13 protein-coding genes are annotated in these 14,934 nt (G+C 66.5%); 1 reads left to right on the top strand and 12 read right to left on the bottom strand.

The genetic code is table 11. From position 1 onward, the window contains the following. Positions 1 to 32 precede the first annotated feature (32 nt). From O6P39_RS20545 to O6P39_RS20600, 12 genes are all read right to left on the bottom strand, one after another. Positions 33 to 1,337, bottom strand: coding sequence for a flavohemoglobin expression-modulating QEGLA motif protein (locus O6P39_RS20545; protein WP_275608278.1), 1,305 nt, complete (start codon positions 1,335 to 1,337; stop codon positions 33 to 35). Further along, the gene (locus O6P39_RS20550) at positions 1,334 to 1,897 is read right to left on the bottom strand and encodes a hypothetical protein (RefSeq protein WP_275608279.1); all 564 of its coding nucleotides are present in this window, start codon (positions 1,895 to 1,897) and stop codon (positions 1,334 to 1,336) included. Before O6P39_RS20550 ends, O6P39_RS20545 begins: the two co-directional genes overlap by 4 nt. 105 nt (positions 1,898 to 2,002) lie before the next feature. Further along, positions 2,003 to 2,719: a TetR family transcriptional regulator gene (locus tag O6P39_RS20555; protein ID WP_275608280.1), complete on the bottom strand. Its 717-nt coding sequence runs from the start codon at positions 2,717 to 2,719 to the stop codon at positions 2,003 to 2,005. Between the two features lie 371 nt (positions 2,720 to 3,090). After that, entirely contained in the window at positions 3,091 to 4,596 is a 1,506-nt protein-coding gene (gene lysS, locus O6P39_RS20560; RefSeq protein ID WP_275608281.1) for a lysine--tRNA ligase, read from the bottom strand. An 82-nt stretch (positions 4,597 to 4,678) separates the two neighbouring features. Next, positions 4,679 to 5,774 (bottom strand): peptide chain release factor 2 gene (gene prfB, locus O6P39_RS20565; protein ID WP_275608282.1). Its coding sequence is split into 2 segments (ribosomal slippage): positions 4,679 to 5,701 and positions 5,703 to 5,774, totalling 1,095 coding nucleotides; the frame shifts between segments, so codons are not numbered across the junction. 120 nt (positions 5,775 to 5,894) lie between these two features. Then, positions 5,895 to 6,905 (bottom strand): PleD family two-component system response regulator, encoded by a 1,011-nt coding sequence (locus O6P39_RS20570; protein WP_275608283.1) that lies wholly within the window; start codon positions 6,903 to 6,905, stop codon positions 5,895 to 5,897. A gap of 8 nt (positions 6,906 to 6,913) precedes the next feature. Then, positions 6,914 to 7,921, bottom strand: coding sequence for a chemotaxis response regulator protein-glutamate methylesterase (locus O6P39_RS20575; RefSeq protein WP_275608284.1), 1,008 nt, complete (start codon positions 7,919 to 7,921; stop codon positions 6,914 to 6,916). Further along, positions 7,921 to 10,197, bottom strand: a complete 2,277-nt coding sequence (locus O6P39_RS20580) for a hybrid sensor histidine kinase/response regulator (RefSeq protein WP_275608285.1) — start codon at positions 10,195 to 10,197, stop codon at positions 7,921 to 7,923. The genes O6P39_RS20575 and O6P39_RS20580 overlap by 1 nt, the downstream gene beginning before the upstream one ends. Further along, positions 10,194 to 10,880, bottom strand: a complete 687-nt coding sequence (locus O6P39_RS20585; RefSeq protein WP_275608286.1) for a chemotaxis protein CheW — start codon at positions 10,878 to 10,880, stop codon at positions 10,194 to 10,196. Before O6P39_RS20585 ends, O6P39_RS20580 begins: the two co-directional genes overlap by 4 nt. Next, on the bottom strand, positions 10,873 to 12,126 hold the full coding sequence (locus tag O6P39_RS20590; protein ID WP_275608287.1) for a CheR family methyltransferase: 1,254 nt from the start codon (positions 12,124 to 12,126) through the stop codon (positions 10,873 to 10,875). Before O6P39_RS20590 ends, O6P39_RS20585 begins: the two co-directional genes overlap by 8 nt. Further along, the gene (locus O6P39_RS20595; RefSeq protein ID WP_275608288.1) at positions 12,123 to 12,632 is read right to left on the bottom strand and encodes a chemotaxis protein CheW; all 510 of its coding nucleotides are present in this window, start codon (positions 12,630 to 12,632) and stop codon (positions 12,123 to 12,125) included. The genes O6P39_RS20590 and O6P39_RS20595 overlap by 4 nt, the downstream gene beginning before the upstream one ends. Continuing rightward, the gene (locus tag O6P39_RS20600; RefSeq protein ID WP_275608289.1) at positions 12,607 to 14,226 is read right to left on the bottom strand and encodes a methyl-accepting chemotaxis protein; all 1,620 of its coding nucleotides are present in this window, start codon (positions 14,224 to 14,226) and stop codon (positions 12,607 to 12,609) included. Before O6P39_RS20600 ends, O6P39_RS20595 begins: the two co-directional genes overlap by 26 nt. A 190-nt stretch (positions 14,227 to 14,416) precedes the next feature. On the opposite strand from O6P39_RS20600, the gene O6P39_RS20605 reads away from it, so the two are divergent. Next, on the top strand, positions 14,417 to 14,854 hold the full coding sequence (locus O6P39_RS20605) for a YqaA family protein (RefSeq protein WP_275608290.1): 438 nt from the start codon (positions 14,417 to 14,419) through the stop codon (positions 14,852 to 14,854). The last annotated feature ends 80 nt before the right edge of the window (positions 14,855 to 14,934 follow it).

Consider the following 14,934-nt stretch of genomic DNA (forward strand, 5'->3'; position numbering starts at 1 on the left):
GCCGCCCGTGCGAATCCGTGCGGGCGCGCCGTTCAGAGGATGTTGGCGTAATCCGCCTCGATGCGGTCGAGGCTGAGGTGGTTAAGGAAGTTGGAGAAGCACATCCAGGCCGACAGCGCGTTGAGGTCGCGGAACTGCGGCGGCAGGTACTTGGGCGGCACCACCAGGCCTTCGTCCACCAGCTGGCGCAGGGTGCGCATGTCCTCCAGGGTGGCCTTGCCGCAGAACAACAGCGGGATCTGCTCCAGCTTGCCCTTGCGGACGGCGAGCTGGATGTAGTTGTAGATCAGGATGAAGCCCTTGAGATACGACAGGTCCTTGGTGAACGGCAGGCCGTCCGGCGTCGAGCCCCGGAACACCCGGCTGGAGTTCTGGTAGCTGCTCTCCATGCTGTAGCCCTGCTCGCGGTAGAAGTGGAACACCTCGAGGAAGTCCGCCCCCTCCTCCGCCATGTGGATGGCGCGGGTACGGTTGGTGAGCTTGCGCAGACGCGTCGGATAGGAGGCGAAGGCGATCACTTCCATCAGGATCGCCAGGCCCTCCTGGGTCACGGTGGAGGACGGCGGGCCCTTGGCGAGGAAGGTGCAGATCGGCTGGTTGAGCCCGTTCAGGGTGGTGCCCACGTGCACCAGGCCCTCGTGGACCTCCAGCGCGCGCACGTCGCGCTCGTTGAACAGCGCGTCGGCGCGCACCTTGATGTAGTCGGCGCCGGCCGCGGCGTCCGCGACGATGCCGTCGGACTCGAAGACGCGAATGGTGTCTTCCTTGTCGTCGAACACCTTGTTCAGGCGCTCTTGCAGCATCCCCACCACCTGCGTGGCGGTGAGTGTCTTGGGCTCGTCCTTGAGGTCGCCACGGTCGGCGATGTTGTTCAGGTAGTCCGAGAGCATCAGGCCGAGGTCGGCCAGGGTCGGGTCGCCGGCGTGGAAGGCGTCGGAGGCCGAGCCATAGAGCTCCTGGGAGATCAGCCCGAAGTCCTGGGTGCCGCGCGCTTCGAGCATGCGGATCACCATGCGGTATTCCTTGCACATGCGCCGCATGATCTGCCCGACCGGGTTGAACTGCCCCAGGTGGCGGGTGATGTCACGCTCGATGTTCTGGAATTCCTGCTTCTTGGCACTGGCGTCGAAGGCCAGCGGGCGCCCGTCGTAGTAGCTGCGGTCGACCTTGGGCGCGTGCTTGCCGCGGCCCTTGAGGAAGTCGTCACGGATGCCGTCGTCCCACTTGATGGCGTCGAGCACACGGATCGGCGTCTGCGCCTCGACGATGCGGTCGGACAGGCCGCGGATGATCTGCTGGTATTCGGTGGGCGAGGTCTGCTTGCGGCGCGGCGTCATTGCCGTTCTCCCGGAGTCACGCGCGAATAGCGCAGGGCTTCGACGAACACGTCCGAGTTGGCCGGGTCGTTCAGGTAGGCGATCACCTGGGCCAGCGGGCTGGTCACCAGGGCGCCCTCGCCCTGCTCGGTGTCCACCTTCTGCCCTTTCAGGGCGCCTTCGCCCATGTCCTGCAGGATGTGCTCGACATCCAGGTTATAGATCACCAGTTCGTCCTTGTCGGTGATCTCGAAGCCGGCCAGGGCGAAGTTGCCGCCCATGCTCTTGGGCAATCCGGCCGAGAGATACCAGCGCTTGCCGTGGTGGGCGACGGTGAAGCCGAAGTCCTCGACGCTGTCGGTGTTGTCCTTGCTGTCGAGGTAACTGATCGCGCGATAGACGTTGGAGCCGGAACGGGTGACCTCGAGGAACTGCTCCTCGCCGTACTCGTTCACCCGCGACCACTGGCCCAGCAGATGGGCCGGCGCAGCCTCGTTGGCCGGAATCGGGTCCTTGAACGTCACCAGGCAGCCACTGAGCAGGCAAATGCTCAACAGCAGCAGTGCACGCCAGACTTTCATCACGCCCTCCTTAGGTCCCGTCGCCCCTCATATGGGAGGGAAAATGGCGTCGGGAGTTCCGACACGAAAACCCCGCCGGATGGCGGGGTTGCAATGCTGCGATGCTTACAGGCCCATCACCAGGTCGAGGTAGCGGCTAAGGATGGCACGCATTTCGTCGACCTGCAGGTGCTCGGCCCCGTCCAGCAGGCCCTGATACTCCATCTGCAGGATGATGGCCGTCAACACCTTGGCGTCCTGTTCCGGCTGCTTCGAGCCAAGCACTTCGAAGAAATGCACGACGCCCAGGGAAAGGATGCGCCGGTGCCGCTGCGCCAGCTCCACCAGGCTCGGGTTGAGCAGCGCCTCCTGGCGGAACGCCTGTTCGGCCAGCAGGTGCTCGCGGCGCGAGGTGAGTTGCGCCTGCACGTACTTGATCGCCAGCTCGACGATATTGTCGGTCAGCGCGCGGCGTGCGCGGGGGTCGTCCTGGCTGAGGCTTGCGGCCATCGCCTGCAGGTCGTCCTCGACGCTGGCCCAGAAGGCCGAGAGCGCCTCGGCGCTGCGTTCGACGAAGAGCGCGAAGGTGTCGGTGATGAGGTCCTGGATGTCCTTGAAGTAGTAGGTGGTGGCCGACAGCGGCACACCGGCCTCGGCGGCGACGGCACGATGGCGCACGGCGCGCACGCCGTCGCGGACGATGATCCGCAGCGCGGCGTCGAGGATCGCCTGGCGGCGCTGCTCGCTGCCCTGGCGGCTGGCCTTGCGGCCCTGGTATTTGACACTTTCGGCGATGGCGCTGGCGACTTGCGCGGCGCTGTCTCGCGGGGACACTGGGGTCACTGGCATTACCTCCGGCGGCGCGGCCTGATGGCGCATTGTTCGGGCTTTTCGATGGGGAATCAATCGCCGCCTTGCGCTTGTTTCATTGCAACAGCACGGGGCTGGCATGGCAGTGCGGGCGGCGTGAAGTCCAGCCTGGGGTGTATGACGTGCTACATGACGTCCGAGCCACTTGTGCGAGTGCACGGTTCGTCGGGAGCCCTTGTAGGAGCGAGCTTGCTCGCGAACGGATTTCCCGGTGGCATCGGAGCTGGGCGGGTTCGCGAGCAAGTTCGCTCCTACGAAAAGCGTTGTCCCGCCGCGTGCAGGGCTGGCCCCAGGCGCAAACGAAAAAGGCCGCCCGAAGGCGGCCTCTTTCCTGATTCCAGCGCTTACGCCTGCGGGCGCATGTGCGGGAACAGGATCACATCGCGGATCGACGGCGAGTTGGTCAGCAGCATCACCAGGCGGTCGATGCCGATGCCTTCGCCGGCGGTGGGCGGCATGCCGTATTCCAGTGCGTTGACGAAGTCGGCGTCGTAGTGCATCGCCTCGTCGTCACCGGCGTCCTTCTCCTTGACCTGCAGCATGAAGCGCTCGGCCTGGTCTTCGGCGTCGTTGAGCTCGGAGTAGGCGTTGGCGATCTCGCGGCCACCGATGAACAGCTCGAAGCGGTCGGTGACGCTCGGGTCGTTGTCGTTGCGGCGGGCCAGCGGGGACACTTCGAACGGGTACTGGGTGATGAAGTGCGGCTGCTCCAGCTTGTGCTCGACCAGTTCCTCGAAAATCATCACCTGCAGCTTGCCCAGGCCTTCGTGGCCGAGGACCTTGGCGCCGGCCTTCTTGGCGATGGCGCGGGCCTTCTCGACGTCGTTCAGGTCAGCCGCGGTGAGCTCCGGGTTGTACTTGAGGATGGCGTCGAACACGGACAGGCGGGCGAACGGCTCGCCGAAGTGGAAGACCTTGTCACCGTAGGGCACGTCGGTGCTGCCGAGCACGGCCTGGGCCAGCTCGCGGAACAGTTCCTCGGTCAGGTCCATGTTGTCTTCGTAGTCGGCGTAGGCCTGGTAGAACTCGAGCATGGTGAACTCGGGGTTGTGCCGGGTCGAAACGCCTTCGTTACGGAAGTTGCGGTTGATCTCGAAGACCTTCTCGAAGCCACCGACCACCAGGCGCTTGAGGTACAGCTCCGGGGCGATACGCAGGAACATGGCCATGTCCAGCGCGTTGTGGTGGGTCTGGAAGGGCTTGGCCGCCGCGCCGCCGGGGATGGTCTGCAGCATCGGGGTTTCCACTTCGAGGAAGCCGCGATCGGACAGGAAGCGACGGATGTGGGCGATGACCTGGGAACGCACGCGGAAGGTGTGACGAGTTTCCTCGTTGACCATCAGGTCGACGTAGCGCTGGCGGTAGCGCTGCTCGGTGTCGGTCAGGCCGTGGTGCTTGTCCGGCAGCGGGCGCAGGGACTTGGTCAGCAGGCGCACGCTGGTCATCTCGACGTACAGGTCGCCCTTGCCGGAACGGGCCAGGGTGCCTTCGGCGCCGATGATGTCGCCCAAGTCCCAGGTCTTGATCTCGGCCAGGGTTTCTTCCGGCAGGGTCTTGCGGTTGACGTACGCCTGCAGGCGGCCGCTGCTGTCCTGCAGGACGAGGAAGGAACCGCGGTTGAGCATGATGCGACCGGCGACCTTGACCGGGATGGCTGCGGCTTCCAGCTCTTCCTTGGTCGCGGTTTCGTACTGTTTCTGCAGGTCCGCGAAGTAGTCGGCGCGGCGGAAGTCGTTGGGGAAGGCGATGGCCTTGGCTTCACGCACGGCGGCAAGCTTTTCCTTGCGCTGGGCGATCAGCTTGTTTTCTTCCTGTTGCAGTTCGGTAGCGTCGAGTTGTTGGTCGCTCATGGTCGTTCTATCTGCCTGGCGTCTTAATCAAATGAGGTTACTGGCAGAAGCGGGCCGCCCGGCCCGCCCCTGCGGGTGCGGATCAGAGGCCCTGTTTCAGGCTGGCTTCCAGGTATTCATCCAGGTCGCCGTCCAGCACCTTGTCGCAATCGCTGCGTTCCACGCCGGTACGCAGGTCCTTGATGCGCGACTGGTCGAGCACGTAGGAACGGATCTGGTGGCCCCAGCCAATATCGGACTTGGAGTCTTCCAGCGCCTGCGAGGCGGCGTTGCGCTTCTGCATCTCCTGCTCGTACAACCGGGCCCGCAGCATCTTCATGGCGGTGTCCTTGTTGGCGTGCTGGGAGCGTTCGTTCTGGCACGCCACCACGGTGTTGGTCGGTACGTGGGTGATACGCACCGCCGAGTCGGTGGTGTTCACGTGCTGACCGCCCGCGCCGGAGGAGCGGTAGGTGTCGATGCGCAGGTCGGCCGGATTGATCTCGATCTCGATGTTGTCATCGATTTCCGGCGAGACGAACACCGCGGTGAACGAGGTGTGGCGACGGTTGCCGGAGTCGAACGGGCTCTTGCGCACCAGGCGGTGCACGCCGATCTCGGTGCGCAGCCAGCCGAAGGCGTATTCGCCCTTGATGTGCACGGTGGCGCCCTTGATGCCGGCGACTTCGCCTTCGGACAGCTCGACGATCTCGGCGCTGAAGCCGTGCTTGTCGGCCCAGCGCAGGTACATGCGCAGCAACATGTTGGCCCAGTCCTGGGCCTCGGTGCCGCCGGAGCCCGCCTGGATGTCCAGGTAGGCGTTGTTCGGGTCCATCTCGCCGCTGAACATGCGGCGGAACTCCAGCTTCTCGAGGATCTCGCGCAGGCGCTGGACTTCGGTCTCGACGTCGCCGACGGCGCCTTCGTCGTTCTCCTCGACCGCCATGTCCAGCAGGTCGCGGGAGTCGGCCAGACCGCCGGTGAGCTCGTCGAGGGTTTCGACGATCTGCGCCAGCATGGCGCGCTCGCGGCCCAGGTTCTGGGCGTATTCGGGCTTGTTCCAGACCGCTGGGTCTTCCAGCTCGCGGTTTACTTCGATCAGACGATCATGTTTCAGATCGTAGTCAAAGATACCCCCGAATGGACTGGGTACGGTCGGAGAGGTCCTTGATGCTGTTGAGGATCGGTTGAATTTCCATGACGGGCATCTCTCACGGGTAAAGGGCGTAGAAAAGCCGGCAAGTATACGTGATTTTTCGCAAGCCTTTCAGGCTTTACGACAAAGCACCGCCGTCGTTTTCACCGCCCTCCTCCGTCGCTCAGCCCGCGATTCCCACCTGGTTGCGGCCGCCGTGCTTGGCGTTGTAGAGCGCCTCGTCGGCCATCTCGATCAACTGGCGGTAAGGCTGGCCGGCCTGCGGCGTCATGGTGGCCACGCCGATGCTGATGGTCAGCGGCGCGCCGGGATGCGGCAGTTCGTGGGCGATCCCCAGGTCCTCCACCGAGCGCCGCAGCTTTTCCGCCAGCAGGCGCGCGCCGCCTGGCGAGGTGCCCGGCAGCACCAGGACGAACTCCTCGCCGCCGTAGCGTGCCGGCAGGTCCGACGGGCGGCTGCAGCTGGCGCGGATCGCTGCCGCCACCTGGCGCAGCGCCTCGTCGCCCTGCACGTGGCCGAAGGTATCGTTGTAGGGCTTGAAGTGGTCCACGTCGATCAACAGGATCGACAGCTGGCTCTGCTCGCGCTGGGCGCGGCGCCACTCCATTTCCAGGTACTCGTCGAAATGGCGGCGGTTGGACAGCCCGGTGAGGCCGTCGGAATTCATCAGCCGCTGCAGCACCAGGTTGGTTTCCAGCAACTGCTGCTGGCTTTCGCGCAACGCACGGTAGGCCTCGTCGCGCTGCAGCAGCGCCAGGTAGGAGCGCGAGTGGTAGCGGATGCGCGCCACCAGCTCGATGGCGTCCGGCAGCTTGACCAGGTAGTCATTGGCCCCGGCGGAGAAGGCCGCGCTCTTCACCGACGGCTCCTCCTTGGTCGACAGGACGATGATCGGGATGTCGCGGGTCGCCACGTTGGCCCGGTAGTCGCGCACCAGCGCCAGGCCGTCGGCACCGGGCATCACCAGGTCCTGGAGAATCACCGTCGGCTTGATCTGGATCGCCAGGGCAATCGCCTGCTGCGGATCGGCGCAGAAGTGGAAATCGATGCTGGGATCGTCCGCCAGGGCGCGGCGCACGGCCTCACCGATCATCGGCTGGTCGTCGACCAGCAACACCATCACGGCGGAATCGCCTGGAGTGGTCACGGGGTAGTTACTCTGTGTCGGGTTCATGAAAGCTCCTAGCCGCAGACGTCGGCGAGACGGCGAGCGATATCGCCCAGCGCACGTATCTCCACGGCGGCGCCGATCGCCGCTGCGGCCTTTGGCATGCCGTAGACGGCACTGCTGCCCTGATCCTGGGCCAGGGTGAAGAAGCCACGCTCGCGCATGTGCTTGAGTCCTTCGGCACCGTCGCGGCCCATGCCGGTGAGCAGCACGCCAACGGCGTCGCCACCCCAGTTCTCCACCACGCTGTCGAAGAACACGTCGATGGACGGACGGTAGATATGGCTGCTCGGTTCGGCGGTGTAGGCCAGCTCGCCGTTGCCCAGCAGACGGATATGGTGATTGGTGCCGGCCAGCAGCACGCAGCCGGGCTGCGGCGGCTCGCCCTGGCGGGCCAGGCGCACCGGGATGCGTGACTGGGTCGAAAGCCACTCGGCCATGCCGGCGGCGAACACTTCATCGACGTGCTGCACCACGACCACGGCGGCGGGAAAGCTCGCCGGCAACTGGCTGAACAGTTCGGCCAGCGCCGCCGGCCCGCCGGCAGAGGAGCCGATGGCTACCAGCTTGCGCGCGCCGCCACCCTTGCGCAGCGGCTCGATGGCGGTGGTCGGACGGGTATCGCGCGGCGCATTCAGCCAGACAAGGTTCTGCAGCTTGCGCAGCAGCGGACGGGCCGCCTCCTGGGCATCGCCGGTGCCGATGGCCGGGGTGTTCACCGCGTCCACCGCGCCATGGCCCATGGCGTCGAACACCCGGGTCATGTTCTGTTCCAGGTCGACGGTGACCACGATGATCGCGCAGGGGCTCTGGGCCATGATCCGGCGGGTGGCCTCGACGCCGTCCATCACCGGCATCAGCAGGTCCATCAGCACCACATCGGGCTTCTGCGCGGCGCACATCTCGATGGCTTCCGCGCCATTGGAGGCGACCCAGATCACCCGGTGCGCCGGCTCGAACGCCAGCGCGCGGCGCATCGCCTCCACCGCCAGGGGCATATCGTTGACGATCCCTATCCGCACTATGCACCTCCGATCAGGTCGACCACCGCATCCAGCAGGGCCTCGTCGTGGAAGCTGGCCTTGGCCAGATAATAGTCGGCGCCGGCGTCGAGCCCGCGCCGCCGGTCTTCTTCGCGGTCCTTGTAGGAGACCACCATCACCGGCAGCGACTGCAGGCGATTGTCGCGGCGAATCAGGGTCACCAGCTCGATACCGTCCATGCGCGGCATGTCGATGTCGGTGATGACCAGGTCGAAATGCTCCGAACGCAGCGCGTTCCAGCCGTCCATGCCATCCACCGCCACCGCTACATCGTAGCCGCGACCGAGCAGCAGCTTGCGCTCCAGCTCACGCACGGTGAGCGAGTCGTCCACCACCAGCACACGCTTGCGCGCCGCGCCGCTCAGGCGGCTGCTGGAATCGATGCGTTCCAGGCGACCGGTGGCCAGCAGCTTCTCCACCGAACGCAGCATGTCCTCGACATCGAGGATCAGCACCGGCGTGCCGTCGTCCAGCAGGGCGCCGGCGGAAACATCCTGCACCTTGCCCAGGCGCGGGTCGAGCGGCACCACCACCAGGGTCCGCTCGCCGATGAAACGCTCCACCGCCACGCCGTAGGCCATGTCGCGCTCGCGAATCACCACCACGGCGATCTCGTCGTCGCTGGCGGTCCCCTCGGGACGCTGGAGCAACTGACTGGCCGCGACCAGGCCCAGGTGCCGGCCCTCGTGCCAGAACTGCTGGCGGCCTTCGAGCTGGACGATCTCGTCCGGCGCCAAGCGGCGCATGCGCTCGATGTGCGCCAGCGGGAAGGCATAGGCCTCGCCGCCGATGGTCACCACCAGGCTGCGCACCACGGACAGCGTCAGCGGCACTTCCAGGTGGAAGCGCGCGCCCTGCCCGCTCACCTGCTCCATGCGGATGCCGCCGCGCAGCTGGCGCACCATGTGCTGAACGGCGTCCAGGCCGACGCCACGGCCGGAGACCTCGGTGACCTGCTCGCGCATGCTGAAGCCGGGCAGGAACAGGAAGGTCAGCAGCTCGTCCTCGGTCAGCCGCGCCACGGTCTCCTCGGTGGACAGCTGGCGGCGGATGATGGCCGTGCGCAGGCGATCGAGATCCACGCCCGCGCCGTCGTCGTGCAGCTCCAGGACCAGCATTCCGGCGTGGTGCCGGGCCAGCAGCTGGATGGTCCCCTCCTCCGGCTTGCCGGCCTGGCGGCGCGCCTCGGGGGATTCGATGCCGTGATCGACGGCATTGCGCAGCAGGTGAGTAAGCGGCGCTTCGAGCTTCTCCAGCACCTCGCGGTCGACCTGGGTGGAAACGCCCTGCACCTCCAGGCGCACGCTCTTGCCCAGCGAGCGGCCGAGGTCGCGGACCATCCGGGTCTGCCCGCTGAGCACATCGGAGAAGGGCCGCATGCGGCAGGCCAGCGCGGTGTCGTAGAGCGACTGGGCGCGCTGGCCTGCCTTGAAGCTGAATTCGTCGAGCTCGGCGATCTGTTCGCTGAGCAGTTGCTGGCACTCGCCGACCAACCTCCGCGCGTCGGCCAGGTAAGCCTGGGCCTCGGGATCGAGATTGGCGCCGCCGACGGCATCGCGGGCGCCGTCGAGCACGCGACTGGCGCTGGCCTGCACGCGCTTCAGGCGCTGCAGCGAGTCGAGCAGCGGCTTCAGCCGCTGGGATTCCACCAGCGCCTTGCTGGAATAGTCGAGCAGTTGGTTGAGACGTTCAGCGGTGACCCGCAGGACGCGGTCGCCGACCTCATCACTGTCACTGGAGCGGCGACGCGGCGCCGGCTCGACAGCAACTTCGGGCTCGGCCGGCGGCACCGACGCCGCCGCTTCCACGGGCGCAGGCTCTGGAGGCGGAACGGGAGCTGTGGCGCGTACCGGGACCTCCCCGCTCACCAGCGCCTGCAGGCGCTCCACCATGGCTGGGACCTGCTGCTGAGCCCGCTCGGCGCGGTCGGCCTGGGCGTCGGCGATGTGCAGCAGGATATCGGTGCCGGCCAGCAGCGCATCGATGTGTTCCGGCGCCAGCAACAGGCGACCCTCCTGGGCGCCGACCAGGCAGTCTTCCATCACATGGGCGACCTGCACGCCGGCATCCAGCCCGACGATCCGCGCCGCGCCCTTGAGCGAATGGGCGGCGCGCATGCAGGCTTCCAGCTGGTCGGCCTGGGTCGGGTTACGCTCCAGCGCCAGCAGGCCCTGATTGAGCACCTGCGTCTGGGCCTCCGCCTCCAGGCGGAACAGCTCCAGCATCGAGGCATCCTTCATCTGGTCCGGCGTCATGCGAGGCTCCGGGTGGCGGCTTCGAGCAACGCCTCGGGGTCGAGCAGGCGGACACTGCGTCCACTCCACTGCAACACACCGTGGGTGAAGCGATCATTGGCGGCCAGCGACTGCCCGGAAGCGGCGACTACGGCGTCGCTGTCCAGGGTGTGAATGCCGTCCACCTCGTCCACCGGCGACAGCACCGGGCCGCTGGAGGCCGCCAGGATCAGCATGCGTGGCACCGCTCGCCGGCCCTCTGTAGCGGCTGTGCGGCGGTCGAGGCCGAGCAGTTCGCCCAGGGAGATGCAGGCCACCAGGGTGCCGCGCACGTTCGCCACGCCCAGCAGTGCCGGGGAGCGCTGATGCGGCAGGGAGTGCACCGCCGATTCGGAGGCGACCTCCGCCAGGGCGCGGATCGGCAGCCCCAGCCATTCATCGCCGAGACGGAAGATCAGGTAGGCACGCCCCTCCACCGGCGCCGCTTCATCGGCCTGCGGCGCCCGCGCGGCGGACTCGTCGCCCAGCGAATAGCGGTCCAGCAGGCGAATGGCGGCTGCCGCGTAGACCGGGCAGTTGCGGCAGTGGATGTGCTCGGGCAGGCGCGCGCAGGACTTGTCGCCGCGCACGCCAATACGGTTCCAGCAGTCGTCCACCGGTTCGGCGCGGGCATCCAGTTGTAATTCGTAGTCGTGCTCAGGCATCGCGCTTCACTCCTCGCGCGGCGCGCTCCTGCAGGCGCCGGGCTCCCTCCGCGTCGCCCTGGGCGGCGAGCAGCGCGGCCAGATGCAGGAGGCTTTCCTGATGATCGGGTTGCAGGTACAGCGCCTTGCGGTAGTAGCCCTGCGCTTGCGCACCCTGTCCCTGAGCGTCGCTGAGCAGCCCCAGCCAGTAGAAGGCTTCGGCGCTGGGCCCCTGCTCCGCGAGCAACGCCTCGCAACGCTGGCAGGCCTCGGCGGTCTGCCCGGAATTGGCCAGCCGGGCGATGTCCGCCAGACCGCTGCTGGCCGGCACGGTGCGCTGGGGCGAGGTGGCAGCGGGTGGCGAGGCGTTTGGCCTGGGGTGGCGCGGGCGAGTCGACACGGCGCTGGGTCTGGGTGGCGCCGGGATGTGTTTGGGCGAGGGCGGCACGAAGGCCGGGCGCGCCGACGGCGCCGGGTTGTCCAGCGGAAAGGCGAAGGACTGCGCCACGCCCAGCGGTCGCAGCCCCTGGCGAGACAACAGGCTGGCCTCGGCGGGGCCAATGAACAGCACCCCGTCCTCGCGGGCCAGGCGGCGCAGCACGTCCACCACCCGCTCCTGGGTGACGCGGTCGAAATAGATCAGCAGGTTGCGGCAGAACACATAGTCATAGGGCGCCTCGTCGGCCAAAAGCGCAGGCGCCAGCAGGTTGCCCACGCGGAACTGCACTTTCGACCGCACCGCCTCGCTGATCTGGAAGTCGCCGTTCTCGCCGGTGAAGTAGCGGTCACGGAAGCTCAGGTTGTCGCCACGGAAGGAATTGCGGCCGTAGCGGCCCTCCTCGGCGCGCTCGAGCACCGAGCGGCTGACATCCAACGCGTCGACCTGGAAGGCCGAAGGCGCCAGCCCCGCATCGAGCAGCGCCATGACCATCGAATAGGGCTCCTCGCCCGACGAACACGGCAGACTAAGCAGGCGCAAGGGGCGCGCCCCGGCCAGCTCGCAGACGCGGCGACCGGCCAGTTTGGCCAGCGCGGCGAACGACTCCGGGTAGCGGAAGAACCAGGTCTCCGGAACGATCACCGCTTCGATCAGCGCCTGCACCTCTTCGGCGGACGCCTGCAGGCGTTCCCAGTAAAGCCCGACATCGCCCCCGGCAACCTTGGTGCTGCGCTGGCGTATGGCGCGGCCGATCACCGCCTCGCCGACGGACTCCGCATCCAGGCCGATGCGCTCCTTGAGCAGCTGGGCGATGCGCGGGTCGTTCATGCCGCACTCCCGGCGTCACGCAACAGACGCTCGCGCGCCTCATCGGTCAGCAACTGGTCGACTCGTACGCACTGCAACAGCCCCTGTTCGTCCTCCAGCACCGGACCGAGGTAACGGGCGCTGCCGTTTTCCAGTTGATAGTCGCGAAACGCCGCCGGATCGCGACGCAGGGTGTGAGTAGCCTGCTCCAGGATCAGCCCCAGGTGCTGCACGATGGCCTGCGCCTCCACGCGATAGCGCACCAGCACCAGACGCGTGCTGGTGCGCCGGGGCGCGCTGTGGCCGAAGGCGAGCTGGCTGAGGTCGAGCACCGGCAGGAGTTCGCCGCGATGGGCGTACAGCCCGGCGACCCAGGCCGGCGCCTCGGGCAGGCGCTTGAGTGCCGGCAAGGGCAGCACTTCGAGGACGTCGTGCACGTCCAGCGCATAACGGTCCGCGCCGAGGCGGAACTGCAGGTAGAGCCTGCCCGCCACCGACGCGTCAGACTTTGAAGCGGGAGACGCCATTGCGCAGTCCGTTGGCTACCAGGTTCAACTCATCAATGGCGAAGCTGGCCTGACGCAGCGATTCCACGGTCTGTCCGGTGGCCTCGCCCAATTGCACCAGCGCCTGGTTGATCTGCTCGGCACCAGTGGCCTGGGCCTGCATGCCTTCGTTGACCATCTGCACGCGCGGCGCCAGCGCCTGCACCTGCTGGATGATCTGCGACAGTTGCTCGCCGACCTGGCCGACTTCGGCGATGCCGCGGCGCACTTCCTCGGAGAACTTGTCCATGCCCATCACGCCGGCGGACACGGCGGACTGGATTTCACGCACCATCTGCTCGATGTCGTAGGTGGCTACGGCGGTCTGGTCGGCCAGGCGGCGCACTTCGGTGGCCACCACGGCGAAACCACGGCCGTACTCGCCGGCCTTCTCCGCCTCGATGGCGGCGTTGAGCGAGAGCAGGTTGGTCTGGTCGGCCACCTTGACGATGGTGGTGACCACCTGGTTGATGTTGCCGGCGCGCTCGTTGAGGATCGCAAGCTTGGCGTTGACCAGCTCGGCGGCGCCCATCACGTGGTGCATGGTCTCTTCCATGCGCGCCAGGCCCAACTGGCCGGAGCCGGCCAGGGTGGAAGTCTGTTCGGCAGCCGAGGACACCTCGGTCATGGTGCGCACCAGGTCGCGCGAGGTGGCGGCGATTTCCCGCGAGGTGGCGCCGATCTCGGTGGTGGTGGCGGCCGTCTCGGTAGCGGTGGCCTGTTGCTGCTTGGAGGTGGCGGCGATCTCGGTCACCGAGGTGGTGACCTGGATGGCCGAGCGCTGGGCCTGCGCCACCAGCGACTTGAGTTCCTCGGCCATGCCGTTGAAGCCGGTTTCGATCACGCCGAACTCGTCGTTGCGCTCCAGCGCCAGGCGAGTGGTCAGGTCACCGCCCCCCATCGAACCCAGCCCGCGTACGACCTGACGCACCGGTTCGGTGATGGCGCGCATCAGCAGGAGGCCGCAGATACCAGCCACGACGATGGCCAGCAGCAACGACACCAGCATGATGAGCTTGGCCCGCTGCACTTCGACGACGATTTTATCAGCCGCCGCATCGGCGATCCGCTTGTTCAGGTCGATCAGTTCGTTGAGCGTCTTGCGTCCCGCATCCCAGGCCGGGTCCAGCTTCTCCAGAATCATCTTGCGTGCCGCGGCGCGGTCATCGCCGTACGTATTCAGCACCTCGGTCAGAAGCGTTTCATAGCTCTGTGCCTCCTGCTTGAAGCGTCCCAGCATCTGGCGGTCGTCATCCTCATGGATGGTCACTTCGTACCTGGCGATGCGCTCGAACAGCACATCATGGTTGGAGGAGAACGCCTGGCGGTCCGTTGCGTCGAGCGGCTTGTCATCGTTCAGGCCGACCAGCATGTGCACCATCAGGATGCTGTCGGTCCAGGCCGAACGCACGGTGGTAAGGGCGTAGGTGCCCGGCATGGCGTCCTCGCTGACCCGCTTCGTACTGTCTTCGACGTCCAGCAGGCGGATATAGGAGATCACCACCATCAGCAGCATGATCGCGATGACGACAGCAAAGCTGGCCAGGATGCGTTGGCGTAGAGTCCAGTTCTTCACAGCGTTCCCCAGAAATGGTCGAGACATGCCGATGGAAGTGCACTCGAAAGAGCTTAGGCCCGCAAATGCAAATTCCTACTAATTCCTCAGCAAGATAAGACATATAGTATCTGGAGACGCATAAAGCTCACCTCCTTATTCCAAATTTTCAGCACATTTTTCCGCCCTGCAAGGTCGCCCCACTTCCCCCATGCTGTCCCTCGCCCTGGCCGCCCATGCCGGCCTGTTCCTCTCGGCCTTCGGCGCCGCCACCCTGCTGCCCCTGCAATCGGAAGCCGTGCTGGTGGGCCTGCTGCTTGGCGGGCAGTACCCGCTCTGGTCGCTGCTGCTGGCCGCAAGCCTCGGCAACGTACTCGGCTCGCTGGTCAACTGGTTGCTGGGGCGCGGCATCGAGCGCTGGCACGACAAGCGCTGGTTCCCGGTCAGCCGGCAGGCGCTGGAAAAGGCCCAGGTGCGCTACCAGCGCTTTGGTTGCTGGTCGTTGCTGCTGAGCTGGGCGCCGCTGATCGGTGATCCGCTGACCCTGATCGCCGGGGTGATGCGCGAACCGCTCTGGCGTTTCCTGCTGCTGGTGACCCTGGCCAAGGTGGGCCGCTACGCCGTGCTGGCGTGGCTGACGCTGGGCTGAACGACGGGGTGGCGCGATTTGTCGTCTAACCAGGGAATTTTTCCTACGCTGACGTATCCAATGGCCATCATGGAACGCCA

This window comes from Pseudomonas sp. PSE14 (assembly GCF_029203285.1).
Lineage (GTDB): Bacteria > Pseudomonadota > Gammaproteobacteria > Pseudomonadales > Pseudomonadaceae > Pseudomonas.